Genomic DNA, 18,247 nt, shown 5'->3' with positions numbered 1-18,247 from the left:
GCGCCGAGACTAGGCGACCCGGGCGCCACGGCAAGCTACAAGCTGTTCATCCGCGAAGCCGCCTGCAAGGTTGCGCGAAGCCGCCGGACGCGGCAGGGAGCCAAGCGATGGCCGAAAGCACTCCCCCCGCCCCGCCGCGTATCTTCGCCCCGTCCCGCCGCATCGCCGCCCGCCGCCGCGCCGAGGCGCTGCAACGCCTGCCCGACGCGCCGCACTACCTGCTCGACGACCTGATCGAGGATGTCGAGGAACGCCTCTCGTTCCTGCGCTTCGAACCGCGCCGCGCGCTGGTGATCGGCGACTGGACCGGCTCTCTCGCCCGGAGCCTGCGACTGCGCGGCATCGAGGTGGTCGAGGCGGAACCCGCCTCCGGGTTCGATGAGGAGGCGCCCTACCCCTTCGACGGCTTCGATCTCATCGCCAGCCTCGGCACGCTGGATACCGTCAACGATCTGCCCGGCGCGCTGATCCACGCCCGCCGGGCGCTGGCCCCGGGCGGCATGCTGATCGCCAGCTTCCTGTCCTCGGGAAGCCTGCCGCGCCTGCGCGAGATCATGCTGGCCGCCGACGCCGACCGTCCCGCCGCCCGCATCCATCCGATGGTGGACGTGCGGGCGGGCGGGCAACTGCTCCAGCGCACGCTCTATGCCGACCCGGTGATCGACCAGCGCCCGCTCCAGGTCTCGTTCCGCAGCTTCGAGCGCCTGATCGGCGACTTGCGTGCCCAGGCCCATTCCAGCGTCCTGGCCGACCCCGGCCCGGCGCTCGGCAAGGCCGCGCTGGCGCGCGCCAAGGCCGCGTTCGAGGCCGCCGGAGCCAACGGCAAGACCGTCGAAACTTTCGAAATCCTGACCCTATCCGGCTGGAAGAAATAAGAAAAAGGCCGGAGCATTGCCCCGGCCTTTTTTCATGTCGCCAGTGCCGCCTGCGCTGCCGCGAGGCGCGCAATGGGAACCCGGTAGGGCGAGGCGCTGACGTAATCGAGCCCCACCTTCTCGCAGAACGCGATCGAGGCCGGGTCACCGCCATGCTCGCCGCAAATGCCCAGCTTGAGATCGGAACGGACCGCGCGCCCACGCTCGGCTCCCATCTGCACAAGCTGGCCGACACCCTCTATATCGAGGCTGACGAAGGGATCGCGCGGGTAGATGCCCTTCTCGACATAAGGGCTGAGGAAACGCGCCGCATCATCGCGCGAAACGCCAAGCGTCGTCTGCGTGAGGTCGTTGGTGCCGAACGAGAAGAACCGCGCCTCCTCGGCAATCTCGCCCGCCATCAGCGCCGCGCGCGGCAGTTCGATCATGGTGCCGACCATGTAATCGAGCACCTGCCCCTTTTCGGCAAAGACCCTGGCGGCAGTCTCATCGACCACCTTCCTGAGGATCTGCAACTCGCGCCGGGTGGCGACCAGCGGAATCATCACTTCCGGCACGATCGCCTCGCCCGATGCGGCAGCCACGTCGCAGGCCGCCTCGAAGATGGCGCGGGCCTGCATTTCGTAGATTTCGGGGAAAGTGATGCCAAGGCGGCACCCACGATGCCCCAGCATCGGGTTGAATTCGTGCAGTTCGTCCGCACGGCGCTTGAGCGTCTCGACGCCGATTCCGATGCTGTCCGACAGTTCCGCGAACTCGCCGTCGCCGTGCGGCAGGAACTCGTGCAGCGGCGGATCGAGCAGGCGGATGGTGACCGGAAGGCCGGCCATGACCTCGAAGATCGCGGTGAAGTCGGCGCGCTGCTCGGGCAGCAGCTTGGCCAGCGCCGCGCGGCGCCCGGCTTCGTCTTCGGCGAGGATCATCTGGCGCACGGCCGAAATCCGGCCCGCATCGAAGAACATGTGCTCGGTCCGGCACAGGCCGATGCCCTCGGCGCCGAACTGGCGCGCCATCCGGCAATCCGCCGGGGTTTCGGCATTGGTGCGCACTTTCATGCGGCGATGCTTGTCGGCCCAGACCATCAGCGTGGCGAAATCGCCCGCCAGTTCCGGCTCGATGGTCGGCACTTCCCCGGCCATGATGTCACCGGTGGCGCCATCGAGCGTAATGACGTCGCCTTCCTTCAGCGCCCGGCTGCCCATGCGCAAGGTGCGGCTCTTCATGTCGATCGACAGGCCGGAGGCGCCCGAGACACACGGGCGCCCCATGCCGCGCGCCACCACGGCGGCATGGCTGGTCATGCCGCCGCGCGCCGTCAGGATGCCCTTGGCGGCATGCATGCCGTGAATGTCCTCGGGACTGGTCTCGACCCGGACAAGCACGACCGCCTCGCCCATTTCCGCGCGCTTTTCGGCAGTGTCGGCATCAAGCACGATAGCCCCCGAAGCCGCCCCCGGCGATGCGGGAAGGCCCTTGCCGAGAATGTCGCGCGGCGCCTTGGGATCGAGCGTGGGGTGCAGAAGCTGATCGAGCGCCATCGGATCGACACGCCGGATCGCGGTCGCCTCGTCGATCAGGCCCTCGTCCACCATGTCGACCGCCATCTTGAGCGCCGCCTTGGCGGTACGCTTGCCCGAGCGGGTCTGCAGCATCCACAACTTGCCGCGCTCGACGGTGAACTCGATGTCCTGCATGTCTCGGTAGTGCTTTTCGAGAAGCTCGAACACCGCGGCAAGCTCGGTGTAGGCCTCCGGCATCGCCTCTTCCATCGACAGCGGCTTGGCCCGGGCCCGTTCGCGCGCGGCCTTGGTGAGATACTGCGGCGTACGGATGCCGGCGACAACGTCCTCGCCCTGCGCGTTGACCAGCCACTCGCCGTAATAGGCCTTTTCGCCAGTCGCCGGGTCGCGGGTGAAGGCGACGCCGGTGGCCGAGGTATCGCCCATGTTGCCGAAGACCATGGCCTGGACGTTGACTGCCGTGCCCCAGTCACCGGGAATGTCGTTGAGGCGGCGATAGACCCTGGCGCGGTCGGAATCCCACGAATCGAACACCGCCCGGATCGCGCCCCAGAGCTGTTCGTGCACATCCTGCGGGAACGGCCGGCCGAGTTCCTCCTCGACGATGCCCTTGTATTCCCTGACCACGGCCTTCCAGTTCGACGCCGTCATCTCGACGTCGTTCATGTAGCCGTTGTCTTCCTTGGCGATCTCCAGCGCTTCCTCGAAGCGCCCATGATCGAGGCCGAGGACGACATCGGAATACATCTGGATGAAGCGGCGATAGCTGTCCCAGGCAAAACGCTCGTCGCCCGAGGTCTGCGTCAGCCCCTCGACCGTGGCATCGTTGAGGCCAAGGTTGAGGACCGTGTCCATCATGCCCGGCATCGACACCCGCGCGCCCGAACGGACCGAGACCAGCAGCGGATCGGCGGCGTCGCCAAAAGCCTTGCCGACGGTCTTCTCGATATGCGTCAGCGCCTCGGCCACATCGGTGCGCAGCGCATCCGAGAAGTCCCCGCCTTCGGCGAGGTACTTCACGCATTCTTCGGTGGTAATGGTGAAACCGGGAGGAACCGGCAGGCCGATCCCGGCCATTTCGGCCAGGTTCGCACCCTTGCCGCCGACCACGACCTTGTCGCGCCCGCGAGGATCGTCATTCCTGACATCGTTCCCCGCGCTGCCGCCGAACGTGTAGACCTGCCTGTTCATCTATCCCCGACTTTCCTGTCCTGGCTCGTATGCTCCTTCGAGAACCGTCGGGGGAAGAGACCCTTATCCTTCGATCTTCGAGAAGTCCGCCACGTTGTGCACTGCACTGCGGAAGCGATCAAGCAAGGCGAGGCGCGAGCGGCGCTTGACCGGATCGGCATCGTTGACCGTGACGCCTTCGAAAAAGGCGTCGATCGGCGCCCGCAGCGTGGCAAGCGCGGTCATGGCCGCCGCGAAGTCCTCACCCTCGACCGCCTTGGCCGCCTGCGGTTCCGCCGCTGCCACGGCATCGAGCAGCGCCTGCTCGGCAGGCTCGGCCGCATAAGGCAGCGAACCGCGCGCGGCGTAGACGTCCTTCATGTCGGGATCGTCGACGTTTTCGAGCGGATCCTCGTCGCCGGTGCGGGCGATGGCGCCGGAGAAATCTTCCTTCTTGAGGATATTCGCCGCGCGCTTGTACCCCGCAAGCAGGTTCACGCCGTCATCGGTCTGCACGAAGGCCTGAAGCGCATGGACGCGGGCCAGCAAGCGCACGAGGTCGTCCTCGCCGCCCAGCGCGATCACCGCATCGATCAGGTCGTGGCGGATGCCCGCTTCCTTCTGCTGGACCTTCAGGCGGTCCACGAAGAAGTCGAGCAGATCGCCCTCGGCCACGCCGAAGCGCAAGGTGTTGTCGGTAATCAGCCGAATAATGCCCAGCGCCGCACGGCGCAGCGCGAAGGGGTCCTTCGAGCCGGTGGGCTTCTCGTCGATCGCGAAGAAGCTGCGCAGAGTATCCAGCTTGTCCGCCAGCGCCACGGCCACCGTCACCGGGGCGGTGGGGACTTCATCGCCCTGCCCGACTGGCTTGTAGTGATCGCGGATGGCATCGGCTACGGCATCGGGCAGACCTTCGGCGCGGGCGTAATAACCACCCATAAGCCCCTGAAGTTCTGGAAATTCTCCAACCATCTCGGTGACGAGATCGGCCTTGGAAAGTTCCGCTGCCTGACGCGCCAGCGCCGGATCGCAATTCGGCACCACGCCTTCGCTCGCCAGCCATTCGGCCAGCTTGGCCACGCGCTCGACCTTGTCGGCGACCGTGCCCAGTTTCTCGTGGAAGGTGATGCGTGCCAGCTTTTCGGCGTGGACCGAAAGCGCCGTCTTGCGATCCTGCTGCCAGAAGAACCGCGCGTCGGACAGGCGGGCTGCCAGGACCTTGCGGTTGCCGTCGACAATCGCGGTGCCGCCATCGGTGGCGACGATGTTCGCGGTGCAGACGAAGGCGTTCGCCAGCGAACCCGAAGCGTCCTCGCAGACGAAGTACTTCTGGTTCACGCGCGCGGTAAGCTGGATGGTTTCGGGCGGAACTTCGAGGAAGTCCTCTTCGAACCGGCCGAGCAGCGGCACCGGCCATTCGGTGAGGCCCGCGTTCTCGACAACGAGCCCCTCGTCCTCGACCAGCACCAGACCGGCCGCGGACGCGGCCTCACGCGCCTTGGTGCGCACGATGTCCTGCCGTTCCTCATGGTTCACGAGGACATGGGCGAGGCGCAGCTTGTCCGCATAGTCATGCGCGCCGCCGATGGTGATCTCGCCGGAGGCGTGGAAGCGGTGGCCCTTGGTAACGTAGCCCGAAGCAATGCCGCCGACCTCACACGCGACCAGATCTTCGCCGAGCACCGCAACGATGCCCGAGAGCGGACGCACCCAGCGCAGCGATTCGGTGGAGAGCGAAGCCGCGCCCCAACGCTGCGACTTGGGCCAGGGGAACGCGCGGACAATAGCCGGGATCGCCTCTGCCAGCACGTCCTTCACCGCGCGGCCGGGCTTCTCGACAACCGCGAAATAGGTGTCCTTGCCCTTGAGGTCGCGGACTTCGAGCTGCTCTTTCGTAAGGCCGGTCTTGCGCAGGAAGCCTTCGAGTGCCTGCTCGGGCGCGCTGGTGGCGGGGCCCTTGGTTTCCTCATGGACGGCCTCGGTCGCCAGCGGCAGACCATGGGCAATCAGCGCCAGACGGCGCGGGGTCGACCAGACGGTGACGTCTCCCACGGCAACGCCGGCGGCTTCCATTTCCTTGCGGAACAGCTTTTCAAGGTCGGCACGGGCGCCGGCCTGCATGCGCGCGGGGATTTCTTCGCTGCGCAGTTCGAGAAGGAAGTCGGTCATGCGCTCCACCCCGGGAACTTGGCTTCCCACTGGTCCTTGTTCTTGTCGATCCAGGCCTTGCACGAACCCTTGGCGAGTTCGCGCACGCGGCCGATGTAGCTTGCGCGCTCCTGCACGGAGATCACGCCGCGCGCCTGCAGCAGGTTGAAGAGGTGCGAGGCCTCGATCGCCTGGTCATAGGCGGCAAGCGGGATTTCCGCCTCGATGCAGCGCATGCACTCGGCCTCGGCAGCCTTGAAACCGGCAAACAGCGCGTCGGTGTCGGCGATTTCGAAGTTGTACTTCGACTGCTGCTGTTCGTTGGCGAGGAAGACGTCGCCGTAGGTAACGCCTTCGTTGTTGAACTTGAGGTCGTAGACCCAGTCCACGCCCTGGATATACATCGCAAGGCGTTCGAGGCCGTAGGTGAGTTCGCCCGCAACCGGCTTGCAGTCATAACCGCCGACCTGCTGGAAATAGGTGAACTGCGTCACTTCCATGCCGTCGCACCAGACTTCCCAGCCCAGCCCCCAGGCGCCCAGCGTCGGGCTTTCCCAGTCGTCCTCGACAAAGCGGATGTCGTGCGCCAGCGGATCGACACCGATCGCCGCGAGGCTCTGCAGGTAAAGTTCCTGGAGGTTCTCGGGGTTCGGCTTCAGGATCACCTGATACTGGTAATAGTGCTGGAGGCGGTTCGGGTTCTCGCCATAGCGACCATCGGTCGGGCGGCGCGAAGGCTGGACATAGGCCGCCTTCCACGGTTCGGGACCGAGCGCGCGCAGCGTGGTCGCGGGGTGGAACGTACCCGCCCCCATGCGCATGTCGTAAGGCTGGAGAATGAGGCAGCCCTGCTTGCTCCAGAAATCATGGAGCGTCAGGATCATGTCCTGAAAGCTTAGCGGCTGCCTTTCTGCGGATGGCACGGCGGTCGACATCGAAATCCCGTCAAAACTCTTGAACAGCCGGCCTTTGGCGGATCGACACCGGCAAATCAACCGCGCTGAACGACGCGATCGTGACACAGAGCGCTACCCCGGAGCAATCGATGCCGCTAAGGCAAGCCCAGAGGCGCCGTTAATCGCACGTTTGCCTGTACCGTTTCATGGAATGGCGATGAAATTCTTCCGTAAATCCCGGGTCCGTCTTGCCGCTGCCACCGCCCTTGGCCTTCTTGCCGCCACGCCGTCGCTGGCGCAGGAGGAGGCGCCCGCACGCCCTGCCATGTGGAAGATCGCGGACAAGGACACCACGATCTACCTCTTCGGCACGATCCACATCCTGCCGGAAGACACCCACTGGTTCGCAGGGCCCGTGAAGAAGGCCTTCGATTCGTCCGACCTGCTGGTCACCGAAACCGAGATCGGCTCCGCCGAATCGCTCCAGCAACTCTTCATCGACAAGGGCATGCGCAGCGACGGCACGACCCTGCGCGCCAGCCTGCCTGCGCAAGAGCGCGCGGCCTTCGAGCAGGCGCTGGCCGGCATGGGCATCCCGGCCGAAGCCTTCGACCGTTTCGAGCCGTGGTATGCCGGGCTGCTGCTGTCCCTCCTGCCGCTCAAGGCCGCCGGTTACGACAAGGCCAACGGCGTCGAGACGCTGATCGAGGCCCGGGCGGCGGAAAAGCACAAGGCCCGCAAGGCACTGGAAACGCCTGAATACCAGATCGAACTGTTCGACGGCATGCCACTCGAAAGCCAGAACCGCTACCTTGGCGAAGTGCTGGAGCAGTTGCCGACCTTGCGCGAGGACGTCGCGAAAGTGGTCACCGCCTGGAAGACCGGCCGCGCCGATGAACTTGCCAGCCTGCTCAACGAGGACGAGTCGGACGAGGCCGTGCGCGCAGCTTTCATCACCAACCGCAACAAGGCATGGGCCCAGTGGCTGCAGGCCCGCATGGCGGAGCCGGGCACGGTCTTTGTCGCCGTGGGCGCAGGGCACCTTGCCGGTGAAGGCAGTGTGCAGGACCAGCTCGCAAAAGTCGGAATAAAGGCAAAACGGGTTCAGTAACAACACGATGCGACGCATTCTTGGCCTTGTTTCGAGCACCTTGCTGGCCGCCTGCTCGCAGTCGCCCGAGCCGGCAAATCCCGCGCTCTGGCATGTCGAAGGCTCCGGCGGCCAGCAGGCCTGGCTCTTCGGCACGATCCACAGCGTCAAGCGCCCGCTCGCATGGGACACCGCCAAGGTGCGCGGGGCGCTGGCCGCCGCCGACAGCGTGATGGTGGAAGTGAGCAACCTTGCCGACGAGAAAGCGGTGGCCGCCACGTTCGCGCGGCTTGCCAAGAGTAGTGGGCAACCCGTTCTTTCACAGAGAATTTCCGTGAAATACCGCCCCGCGCTCGCAGCCCTCCTGAAGCGCGGGGGCTATACCGACGGCGACTTTGCGCTGATGGACACCTGGGCCGCCGCCCTCACCCTCGCCCGCATCGGCGCCAGCGACGATGACAGCCGTAACGGCGTGGACCGGGCGGTAATGGCACAGGCAGGCGAGAAACCCGTCGTCGAACTCGAAGGCGCCGAACGCCAGCTCGGCCTGTTCGACGGCCTTGCCGAAGCCGACCAGCGCGATCTGCTCACCGCCGTCGTGACCGACCAGCAGGGCGACGACGACAGCCGCCTCGCGGAAAGCTGGCGCAAGGGCGACATGACCGCGATCGAGCGGGAAACCCGGCGCGGCATGCTCACCGACCCGCAACTGCGCGCCGTCCTCTTCACCGGCCGCAACCGCGACTGGACGAGCAGGATCGCCGCCGCCATGACGCAAGGACACCGGCCTTTTGTTGCCGTCGGCGCGGCGCACATGGCCGGACCGGAAGGCCTGCCCGCCCTGCTCGCGGCAAACGGCTACAAGGTCACGCGGGTCGAGTGATGACCATGGACGACAGTACCTCCGGCAGCGGACCGTTCGACATCATCGGCGACGTGCACGGCTGCGCCGACGAACTGGAAGAGCTGCTGGACGACCTCGGCTACCGGGTGGAATGGAACGGCAAGACCGTCACCGTCACGCCGCCGACCGGCCGCCGCGCGGTGTTTCTCGGCGATCTGGTCGACCGCGGACCGCGATCGCCGGACACCCTGCGCATCGCCCGTCACATGGTCGAGAACGACCACGCCCTCGCAGTCGTAGGGAACCATGACGACAAGCTCATGCGGCACCTCGCGGGACGGAATGTCACCATTTCCCATGGCCTTGCAGAGACAATCGAACAACTCCGCGAAGAACCGCCGGAGTTCCTGGCCGGGATGCAGGCATGGCTCGGCACCCTGCCCAGCCACCACGTGCTCGACCACGGCAAGCTGATCGTGGCCCATGCCGGCTTCAAGGAAAGCCTGCTCGGCCGCACCGGCAAATCCGTCCGCGCCTTTTGCATGTATGGCGAGACGACCGGCAAGATCGACGAATTCGGCCTGCCCGTTCGCGGCGACTGGGCCGCGGGTTACGCAGGCAAGGCCATGGTCGTCTACGGACACACGCCGGTCCGCGAGGCTGAATGGGTGGGCCGGACGGTCTGCATCGACACCGGCTGTGTCTTCGGCGGCAAACTGACGGCGCTGCGTTATCCCGAACTGGAGCTGGTCTCGGTTCCGGCCCGGCGCATCCACTGCCCGCCGCCCCGCCCCCTCAAGGCGCCTTCCGGGCGATCCAGCCCCGCTCCGCTTGCATTTCCGCCGAATTCGCATTAAGGGCCCGCGCTTCCCGTCATGGTCATCCCTGGAGGCGTGGCGGGAACGGCGCAGGTCGATGAGCGATCCGCTGCCGATCTATATCCAGTTTTGAAAGGCAAGTCCCATGAGCGATACGCTTAACCTGCCGGCCGAGACGCGCGAACGGGCTGGCAAGGGAGCCTCCCGTGCACTGCGTCGCGACGGCCGTGTTCCCGCTGTCATCTACGGTGGCAACGAAGAACCCATCGCGATCCACGTCGAGGAAAAGGAGCTGACCCGTCAGCTCATGACCGGCCACTTCTTCAACTCGATCGTCGAAGTCGAAGTTGGCGGCAAGAAGCTGCGCACGCAGCCCAAGGACGTTGCCTTCCACCCGGTCACCGACCGTCCGCTCCACGCCGACTTCCTGCGCCTTGGCGCCAACGCGACCGTGCACGTCAACGTGCCCGTCGTGTTCGCCAACGAAGAAGCCTCGCCGGGCCTCAAGCGCGGCGGCGTGCTGAACGTCGTTCGTCACGACCTTGAACTGGTCTGCGATGCCGACAAGATCCCGCACGAGATCACCATCGACGTGACCGGTTTCGACGTGGGCGAATCGATCCACATCCACCACGTGAAGCTGCCTTCGGGCGTTGCTTCGGCGATCACCGACCGCGATTTCACCATCGCGACGATCGCTGCCCCTTCGGCTCTGAAGAGCTCGGAAGGCGACACGACCAAGACTGAAGCCGAGTAATCGGACAGTCCTAGAGATTGGCCCCTTCCGCCCCGGCATGCCCGGCGCGCGGAAGGGGCCTTTCGCTTTTTCGGGATCAGTACAACCATGCAGCTTTGGGTCGGCCTCGGTAATCCCGGACCGCAATATGCGATGAACCGCCACAACGTCGGCTTCATGGCGGTTGATGCGATTGCGGAAATCCACCGCTTCGGCCCGGTCCAGAAGAAGTTCCAGGGCTGGCTGCAGGAAGGCCGCATCGGCACCCAGAAAGTGCTGCTGCTGAAGCCCGCCACCTTCATGAACGAGAGCGGCCGCGCCGTTGGCGAAGCGATGCGCTTCTACAAGCTGGCGATCACGGATCTTACCGTGTTCCATGACGAACTCGACCTCGCGCCCTTCAAGGTCAAGGTGAAGCAGGGCGGCGGCCATGCCGGCCACAACGGCCTGCGCTCGATCGACCAGCACCTCGGCCCCGATTTCCGCCGCGTGCGCCTCGGCATCGGCCATCCCGGCCACAAGGACCGCGTCCACGGCTATGTGCTGGGCAACTACGCCAAGGCCGAGATGGATCCGCTGGCCGGCATGCTGGGCGCCGTTGCCGCCGAAGCCGACCGCCTTTCCGCCGGCGATGACGTGCGCTTCATGAACGATGTCGCGCTGCGCCAGCAGGACTGAGCCTGCAAGCTGGCTGGCCATTTACCGCGACTGACGCTAAGGCGCGGCCAATCATTTCTTCCCGGAGTTACACATGGGTTTCCGTTGCGGAATCGTGGGCCTGCCGAATGTCGGCAAGTCGACCTTGTTCAATGCGCTCACCGAGACGCAGGCGGCGCAGGCGGCCAACTATCCGTTCTGCACGATCGAGCCCAACGTCGGCCAGGTCGGCGTGCCCGATCCGCGCCTCGACAAGCTGGCCGAGATCGCCGGTTCGGCCAAGATCATCCCGACGCAGCTTTCCTTCGTGGACATCGCCGGCCTCGTGCGGGGCGCATCCAAGGGTGAGGGCCTGGGCAACCAGTTCCTCGGCAACATCCGCGAAGTAGACGCCGTCGTCCACGTGCTGCGCTGCTTCGAGAACGACGACATCCAGCACGTCGACAACAAGGTCGACCCCATCGCCGATGCCGAGACGGTCGAGACCGAACTGCTGCTCTCCGACCTCGAAAGCCTCGAAAAGCGCGTTCCCGCGGCACAAAAGAAGGCCGCCCAGGGCGACAAGGAATCGAAGATCATCGCTTCGGTGCTCGGCCAGACGCTGGAACTGCTGCGCGACGGCAAGCCCGCGCGCCTGACCCAGCCCAAGGACGAGGACGAAGCCCGCGTCTTCGCGCAGGCCCAGCTTCTCACCGCCAAGCCGGTGCTCTACGTCTGCAACGTCGAGGAAGAAGCCGCCGCCGAGGGTAACGAATTCTCGGCCCGGGTGTTCGAGAAGGCCAAGGCCGAGGGCGCCACCGTCGTCATCGTGTCCGCCGCCATCGAATCGGAACTTGTCGGCATGGAGATCGAGGAACGCATGGTGTTCCTTGAAGAGATGGGTCTCCACGAGACCGGGCTCGCCCGCATCATCCGCGCCGGCTACGACCTGCTCGGCCTGCTGACCTTCTTCACCGTCGGCCCCAAGGAAGCCCGCGCCTGGACCGTGCACAAGGGCGCCAAGGCCCCCGAAGCCGCCGGCGAGATCCACTCGGACATGCAGCGCGGCTTCATCCGCGCCGAAACCATCGCCTTTGACGACTACGTCGCGCTCGGCGGCGAAACCGGCGCCAAGGAAGCCGGCAAGCTGCGTCAGGAAGGCAAGGAATACCTAGTGCACGACGGCGACGTCATGCACTTCAAGTTCAACGTCTAAGAGTCTGCCTGGGGAATGCCCGCACGGGCATTCCCGTTAGCGGTACCGGGCCAGTGCCGCGAAATTCGCTCTTCCGCGAATTACCAAACAAACTCTGACCATCTGAACGGCGCGGAAAATCACTTTCCGCGCCGTTCTGGCATAATTCTGCAAAGTCCCCCCGCCAAGCAGCCCCCATGAAGCGATTTGCCCTTTCGCTGGCCCTTCTCGCCGCCAGCGCCGCCCCTCTTGCCGCCACCCCTGCCCAGTCCTCGCCGCCGACAACCACGGCACCCGACGAGACGCGCGCGCCGGTGACGATCCTCGTCTCGATCGACGGGTTCCGGGCGGACTATCTGGACCGCGGCATCACCCCTCATCTCGACGCACTGGCCGCAAGCGGGATCAGCGCGGCGATGCGCCCCTCGTTCCCCAGCAAGACTTTCCCCAACCACTGGACGCTGGTGACCGGCAAAGTCCCGGATCATCACGGCATCGTCGCCAACCGCTTCGAGGACCCCGCGCGTCCGGGCGAAGTCTTCACCATGGCGAGCGACGATCCCTTCTGGTGGAACGGCGCCGAACCGATCTGGGTGACGGCGGAAAAGGCGGGCATCCGCACCGCCACAATGTTCTGGCCAGGCTCGAACGTCGCCTGGGGCGGCCGCCGCGTGAAGTCGTCGTGGACCGAGGATCAGGGCGGCACGCGTCCGTCCGACTGGCAGCAGTTCAACCAGGCGGTTTCCCCCGGCCAGCGGGTTTCGGCGGTGATCGACTGGCTGCGCCGCCCCGCCGCCTCCCGCCCGAAGTTCGTGACCGTCTACTTCGACCAGGTCGATACCGCCGGGCACCGTTACGGCCCCGATGCCGAGCAGACCAATGCCGCGGTTGCCGATGCCGACCGCGACATCGGCATGTTGATCGAGGGCCTGCGCGCGCTTGGGCAACCGGCCAACCTCGTGATCGTCGCCGACCACGGCATGGCCGCCACTTCGAGCGAACGCACGATCGCGCTCGACCGGCTCGCCAGCCCGAAGCTGTTCAAGCTGGGCGATGCCGGCCCCTTCGCGGCAATCACGCCGACCAGGGGCAAGGACGGCAAGCTCGCCGCAATCCTGCTGAAGCCCCATCCGCACATGCAGTGCTGGCGCCGGCAGGACATTCCGGCGCGCCTTCGCTACGGCACCAACGCCCGCATCGCGCCCTACTTCTGCCTGGCCGAGACCGGTTGGGAAATCGCCGCGACCACGCCCCGGACCGCCCGGAGCGGCGGCTCGCACGGCTACGACAATGCCGCGCCGGAAATGGCCGCGCTGTTCGTGGCCGCGGGACCGGCATTCAAGGCCTCCGGCAAACTGCCCGCGTTCGACAATGTCGACGTCGCCCCCTTGCTGCGCGACCTTGTCGGGCTGCCGCAGGCCCCGGATGGCGACGGCAGCGATGCGCCGTTCCGCAGCGTGCTGACGGCGAAGTAGCAGCGCCGCTCCGCCGTCGAACCGGCCATCAGGCGACCGGCGTTTCCGCGCGCTCGGGAGCGCCCGAGGCAGCCTCATCGGCACCGTCTTCGGCACCGTCTTGGGAAGCTTCTTCGGCCGGAGCGGCGACCGGCTGTTGCTCCTCGAACGACGGATCGTCCTCCTCGGCCTTGCGGCGGCCGAACAGTCCGGCGATCTTGTTGCGCAGGACCGCAAACGCGGCGATCGCGGCAATCGCGATGGGCTTCAGGAACTTGAGCAGGATCGCCAGGATACCCAGCTTCTTGGCCGCGGCCACGCCCACACCCGCCGCGATCAGCCCGCCGATACCGTATTCGGCGGTCTTGTCGGTGGACGAATCGTAGTCCTGATAGCGCGCGCCCTGATCGAAGGCGGCATGGTCGGCAAAGGCCGTGGCCGCCTGCCGCACATCCGAAAGCTGGTCCATCGACGAGACCAGGTTGAGGCTCAGCACCCCGCGCCGGCCCAGCGTGCGGACATCATAGTTCAGCGTATGGCTGGCCGCATCGCCAACGGCGATATCCTGCGCCCAGACCACCGAATGCGTGCCTGCGTCATAGGTCGGCTGCTCGGCCCAACCGGCGAGATGCATCGCCGGATAGCCTTCGGCCTTGCGCTTCTCGTTGTTCTCGTCCTCGCCCTCGCGCATCTGCGTGAGCAATTCGGCATAGTCGACCTTGCCGGCATCGTCGTCGCTCACGAAGCCGGTCTCTTCATACGTCACCACCGCGCCCCAGGCATCGCTGAGCGGCGAGGCGCCGGCGGGCATGACCATGCCCAGCACCCGGTCGGCCGATTGCGACGGATTGCCCCAGATATCGACCAGGATCTTGCGCGCGTCTTCGGGGCCGTAAAAATCGTAGGCATCGCCAAGATCGAGCGTCGCATGGGCCTCGGCGATGGCGATCTTGCCATGCCGGGGCTGCAGCGACTTGGCGGCGGCAACAACTGCTTCGGGAAGCTGCACCGGCGCGTCCGCCGCCCTGACCGGCACGCCGGCCGCAACAATCAGCGCCGCCGCCGCGACGCCAAGAAACCGTAACTTCATGAAATCCCCCGTTCAATGATCGGACATAATGCCGATGCCGCGGAACGGGTCAAGCGTGCCCGTCAGGCGGCCGGGGTCGCCTCGCCGGGCGCTGCCGCGTCGCCCCGGCAGCGCATCTCGCCGTCCGCGCGGAAGGCCACACGCTCCTGCGCATCGTGCAGGATCAGCCGGGCAGGCCAGTGCGTGGTATCCGATCCCCCGGCACGGTCCGGCAGGCTGACCAGATCCACCCACGTCGAGAGACCGACATAAGTTGTCCGCGCATCCCCCGGTAATTGCGCGCTTTCCAGCTTGGCGGCGTAACGCTTGAGGTCACCCTCGATCCGCATGAACCCTTCCTCGGCATTGCCGATGAAGATCGGGTCGGCCTCGCCCTGTCTGACGAACCGGCAGCCCGGCTTGTCGAGACCGTAACGCTCGACATCGATGCGGGTGATCGGCCTGGGCAGGATCGGGCGGAACGGCTCCTTGCTCATCCGCTCGACCATGGCGATGTCATGGGCATCCTCGGCTCTCTGGCGGGCCGGATCCTCCTTGCCGCAAGCCGAGAGAGCACCCAAAGCCGCCAAGGCAAGTACCGCAGATCGCATCATTTTCGTCCGAACAGCTTCTCGATATCCTGATGTGCGAGTTTAACCCACGTAGGGCGGCCATGGTTGCATTGGCCCGAACGCGGGGTGCGTTCCATTTCGCGCAGCAGCGCGTTCATCTCGGCGACCGAAAGGGCACGCCCTGCCCGTACCGAGCCGTGGCAGGCCATCGTCGCCAGCACCAGATCGAGCTTTTCACCCAGCAGCAGGGCATCGCCGTTCTTGGCGAGATCGTCGGCCACGTCCTGCACCAGCGCATGGACGTTGCTCTTGCCCAGCACCGAGGGAACCGCCCGCACCAGCATCGCGCAAGGCCCGAAGCGTTCGAGCGCAAGGCCGAACTTCGCAAGGTCCGCGATCTTGTCTTCCAGCGCGTCGCAGGCGGCTTCTTCCAGTTCGACCACTTCGGGCAGGAGCAGCGCCTGGCTGCGCGCCATCGCGTCCTCGGCCCCGGCGGCCTTCAGCCGTTCAAGGACAAGGCGCTCGTGCGCGGCGTGCTGGTCGACGATCACGAGGCCGTCCTGCGCCTCGGCAACGATGTACGTGCTTGCCACCTGCCCGCGCGCGACGCCCAGCGGGTAGCCGATCTCCTCCTGCGGCTCCTCGGGTACCATTTCGGCGCGGCCCGAAGGTTCGGCCATGACCTGCGCCTCGTAGGAACGCCAGGCCGCGCCGGCCTCGGCCACGCGCGGGTCTGCCGGGCGCGCGCCCGGAGAGGAATATTGCGGACCGGGGGAATATTGCCGCGCGAACAGCGAGCCCAGTGCCGGAGCGGGTTCGCGCGCGCGCGGGGCCAGCGGCTCGACCTGCCACATGTTCATCGCGGAGGCCTGCGGCGGCTGCGCGCTCTTCTGGCCCGACGATTCGAGCGCGTGGCGCAAGGCGCCGACAAGGAAGCCGCGAATGAACGCCGGGTCGCGGAACCGCACTTCGGTCTTGGCCGGATGGACGTTGACGTCGACTTCCTCGGGCGGAAGTTCGAGGAACAGCGCCAGCACCGCGTGCCGGTCGCGCGCCAGCATGTCCGCGTAGGCGCCGCGCACCGCGCCGACCAGCAGGCGGTCCTTCACCGGGCGCCCGTTGACGAACAGGTACTGGTGATCGGCAACGCCGCGGTTGTAGGTCGGCAGGCCGGCAACCCCGGTCAGCCGCGCCGTCCCGCGCTCGGCATCGATCAGCACGCCGTCGTCGGCGAGTTCGCGCGCGACGAGGCGGGCGACTCGCGAGGCCAGTTCCTCGCGCGGCTGCACCGCCAGCACCCGGCGCCCCTCATGCTCCAGCACGAAGCCGATATCGGGCCGCGCCATCGCGAGGCGGCGCACGACATCCTGACAGGCGGCATATTCGGAGCGGGCCGAGCGCAGGAACTTGCGCCGCGCAGGCACTTTGCCGAACAGGTCCTCGACCCGGATGCGCGTGCCCGGCGGCAGCGCGGCGGGCGAATCGACCACCACCTGCCCGTGATCGACCACCCGCTTCCAGCCTTCGACCGAATCGTGCGGACGGCTTTCGATGGTCAGCCGGGCGACCGAGCCGATCGAGGGCAGCGCCTCGCCCCGGAACCCCAGCGTGGTCACCAGTTCGATCGCCTCGTCGGGCAGCTTCGAGGTGGCATGGCGCTCCAACGCCAGCGCGATCTCGTCGGGGCGCATGCCGCAGCCGTCGTCGGTCACCTCGATGAGGTCGAGACCGCCCGAGGCGAGCCGCACGGTGATCTCGGTCGATCCCGCGTCGATGGCATTCTCGACCAGTTCCTTGAGCGCCGCCGCGGGCCGCTCGACCACTTCGCCCGCGGCGATGCGGTTGACGAGATGCTCGGGAAGACGGCGGATCGTGGGCATTTTCAGGTCTCTGGTTCGGCCCGTTGCGGCGGGGCTAGGTGGCGCCGGGAGGCGCGCTGGTCATCGCGGCTTCTACCGGGGGAAAGCCGCATTCACGAACTGTTCCCATCCCTAGCGACGAAGCGCGAGGAATTCGAGACGGACCCCCGTGGATTCCCCCCGGAAAATGACACAAAATTTTGGCGTTTCGCAAATCGATGGGCTAAGGGGCTGTCTCTCCTTCAAACAAGCCGGCCACGCCGTCCCCCAACAGGGCGGCAATCGGCCTGAAAGACAACGGATTACTGATGGCCTCGCCCTTCTCGCGATTCTTCAAGCTCGGCTCCCAGAACATGGCTATCGACCTGGGTACCGCCAATACGCTCGTCTATGTCCAGGATCGCGGGATCGTGCTGAACGAACCGTCGGTGGTCGCCATCGAGACGCTGAACGGCGTCAAGAAGGTCAAGGCCGTGGGCGACGACGCCAAGATGATGATGGGCAAGACGCCCGACAACATCGAAGCCATCCGCCCGCTGCGTGACGGCGTGATCGCCGACATCGAAATCGCGGAAGAGATGATCAAGCACTTCATCCGCAAGGTGCACGGCAAGAAGAACCTGTTCCGCTATCCGGAAATCGTCATCTGCGTGCCCTCGGGCTCGACCTCGGTCGAACGCCGCGCGATCCGTGACGCCGCCTCGAACGCCGGTGCCAGCCAGGTCTACCTGATCCTCGAACCGATGGCCGCCGCGATCGGCGCCGACATGCCCGTCACCGAACCGGTCGGCTCGATGGTGGTCGACATCGGCGGCGGCACCACCGAAGTCGCCGTGCTGTCGCTGCGCGGCCTTGCCTACACCACCTCGGTGCGTGTCGGCGGCGACAAGATGGACGAAGCGATCGTTTCCTACGTGCGCCGCCACCACAACCTCCTGATCGGCGACGCCACGGCGGAACGCATCAAGAAGGACTACGGCATCGCCACCATCCCGGCGGACGGCATCGGCGAAACCATCCACATCAAGGGCCGCGACCTCGTGAACGGCGTGCCCAAGGAAATCACCATCAGCCAGGCGAACGTCGCCGAGGCGCTGGCGGAACCGATCGGCGCGATCATCGAAGGCGTGCGCATCGCGCTTGAGAACACCGCTCCGGAACTCGCCGCCGACATCGTCGACCAGGGCATCGTGCTCACCGGCGGCGGCGCGCTGATCCAGGGCCTGGACGACTATCTGCGCGAAGAGACCGGCCTGCCGGTCAGCGTCGCCGAAGACCCGCTGTCCTGCGTCGCGCTCGGCACCGGCCGCGCGATGGAAGACCCGGTCTATCGCGGCGTCCTGATGTCCGCATAAGCGTTCGCGC

Annotated in this window: 15 protein-coding genes; 9 read left to right on the top strand and 6 right to left on the bottom strand. The window is 66.3% G+C overall.

What is annotated here, in order from left to right; all coding sequences use genetic code 11:
• Positions 1 to 107 precede the first annotated feature (107 nt).
• A complete protein-coding gene (locus DM450_RS06710; protein WP_142633517.1) occupies positions 108 to 875 on the top strand; it encodes a class I SAM-dependent methyltransferase in 768 nt (255 codons plus the stop codon).
• A gap of 32 nt (positions 876 to 907) precedes the next feature.
• Here DM450_RS06710 and ppdK read toward each other — a convergent pair whose 3' ends face one another.
• The 3 genes from ppdK to DM450_RS06695 form a co-directional block, all read right to left on the bottom strand.
• A complete protein-coding gene (gene ppdK / locus DM450_RS06705; protein ID WP_142633515.1) occupies positions 908 to 3,586 on the bottom strand; it encodes a pyruvate, phosphate dikinase in 2,679 nt (892 codons plus the stop codon).
• Positions 3,587 to 3,649: 63 nt separating this feature from the next.
• Entirely contained in the window at positions 3,650 to 5,734 is a 2,085-nt protein-coding gene (gene glyS / locus DM450_RS06700) for a glycine--tRNA ligase subunit beta (RefSeq protein ID WP_142633513.1), read from the bottom strand.
• A complete protein-coding gene (locus tag DM450_RS06695; protein WP_185928727.1) occupies positions 5,731 to 6,648 on the bottom strand; it encodes a glycine--tRNA ligase subunit alpha in 918 nt (305 codons plus the stop codon). Before DM450_RS06695 ends, glyS begins: the two co-directional genes overlap by 4 nt.
• Before the next feature lie 178 nt (positions 6,649 to 6,826).
• Here DM450_RS06695 and DM450_RS06690 point away from each other — a divergent pair, with 178 nt between their 5' ends.
• The 7 genes from DM450_RS06690 to DM450_RS06660 all read left to right on the top strand — a co-directional run bounded on the left by DM450_RS06690 (position 6,827) and on the right by DM450_RS06660 (position 13,403).
• Positions 6,827 to 7,720 carry a TraB/GumN family protein gene (locus tag DM450_RS06690; RefSeq protein WP_260610268.1) on the top strand — a complete coding sequence of 298 codons (894 nt, stop codon included), beginning with the start codon at positions 6,827 to 6,829 and terminating at the stop codon, positions 7,718 to 7,720.
• 7 nt (positions 7,721 to 7,727) lie between these two features.
• The gene (locus DM450_RS06685; protein WP_142633509.1) at positions 7,728 to 8,582 is read left to right on the top strand and encodes a TraB/GumN family protein; all 855 of its coding nucleotides are present in this window, start codon (positions 7,728 to 7,730) and stop codon (positions 8,580 to 8,582) included.
• 5 nt (positions 8,583 to 8,587) lie between these two features.
• Positions 8,588 to 9,400: a metallophosphoesterase gene (locus DM450_RS06680; RefSeq protein ID WP_221889455.1), complete on the top strand. Its 813-nt coding sequence runs from the start codon at positions 8,588 to 8,590 to the stop codon at positions 9,398 to 9,400.
• 106 nt (positions 9,401 to 9,506) lie between these two features.
• Complete coding sequence (locus tag DM450_RS06675) at positions 9,507 to 10,118, top strand: 50S ribosomal protein L25/general stress protein Ctc (protein ID WP_142633506.1); 612 nt, start codon at positions 9,507 to 9,509, stop codon at positions 10,116 to 10,118.
• Positions 10,119 to 10,205: 87 nt separating this feature from the next.
• A complete protein-coding gene (gene pth, locus DM450_RS06670) occupies positions 10,206 to 10,775 on the top strand; it encodes an aminoacyl-tRNA hydrolase (RefSeq protein WP_142633504.1) in 570 nt (189 codons plus the stop codon).
• 73 nt (positions 10,776 to 10,848) lie between these two features.
• Positions 10,849 to 11,949, top strand: a complete 1,101-nt coding sequence (gene ychF / locus DM450_RS06665) for a redox-regulated ATPase YchF (RefSeq protein WP_142633502.1) — start codon at positions 10,849 to 10,851, stop codon at positions 11,947 to 11,949.
• 176 nt (positions 11,950 to 12,125) lie between these two features.
• Positions 12,126 to 13,403: an ectonucleotide pyrophosphatase/phosphodiesterase gene (locus DM450_RS06660; RefSeq protein WP_142633500.1), complete on the top strand. Its 1,278-nt coding sequence runs from the start codon at positions 12,126 to 12,128 to the stop codon at positions 13,401 to 13,403.
• Between the two features lie 28 nt (positions 13,404 to 13,431).
• On the opposite strand, the gene DM450_RS06655 is transcribed toward DM450_RS06660, so the two are convergent.
• From DM450_RS06655 to mutL, 3 genes are all read right to left on the bottom strand, one after another.
• Positions 13,432 to 14,472: a DUF2167 domain-containing protein gene (locus tag DM450_RS06655; RefSeq protein WP_142633498.1), complete on the bottom strand. Its 1,041-nt coding sequence runs from the start codon at positions 14,470 to 14,472 to the stop codon at positions 13,432 to 13,434.
• 62 nt (positions 14,473 to 14,534) lie between these two features.
• A complete protein-coding gene (locus tag DM450_RS06650; protein ID WP_260610266.1) occupies positions 14,535 to 15,041 on the bottom strand; it encodes a hypothetical protein in 507 nt (168 codons plus the stop codon).
• Positions 15,042 to 15,061: 20 nt separating this feature from the next.
• Positions 15,062 to 16,903 (bottom strand): DNA mismatch repair endonuclease MutL, encoded by a 1,842-nt coding sequence (gene mutL, locus DM450_RS06645; RefSeq protein WP_142633495.1) that lies wholly within the window; start codon positions 16,901 to 16,903, stop codon positions 15,062 to 15,064.
• A gap of 287 nt (positions 16,904 to 17,190) precedes the next feature.
• On the opposite strand from mutL, the gene DM450_RS06640 reads away from it, so the two are divergent.
• Positions 17,191 to 18,237 (top strand): rod shape-determining protein, encoded by a 1,047-nt coding sequence (locus DM450_RS06640; protein ID WP_142633493.1) that lies wholly within the window; start codon positions 17,191 to 17,193, stop codon positions 18,235 to 18,237.
• Positions 18,238 to 18,247: the final 10 nt, after the last annotated feature.

This window comes from Sphingomonas sp. IC081 (assembly GCF_006874585.1).
Classification (GTDB): Bacteria; Pseudomonadota; Alphaproteobacteria; order Sphingomonadales; family Sphingomonadaceae; genus Novosphingobium.
The sequence above is the reverse complement of the archived record's forward strand: the minus strand, read 5'-3'. Positions and strand labels throughout refer to the sequence as shown.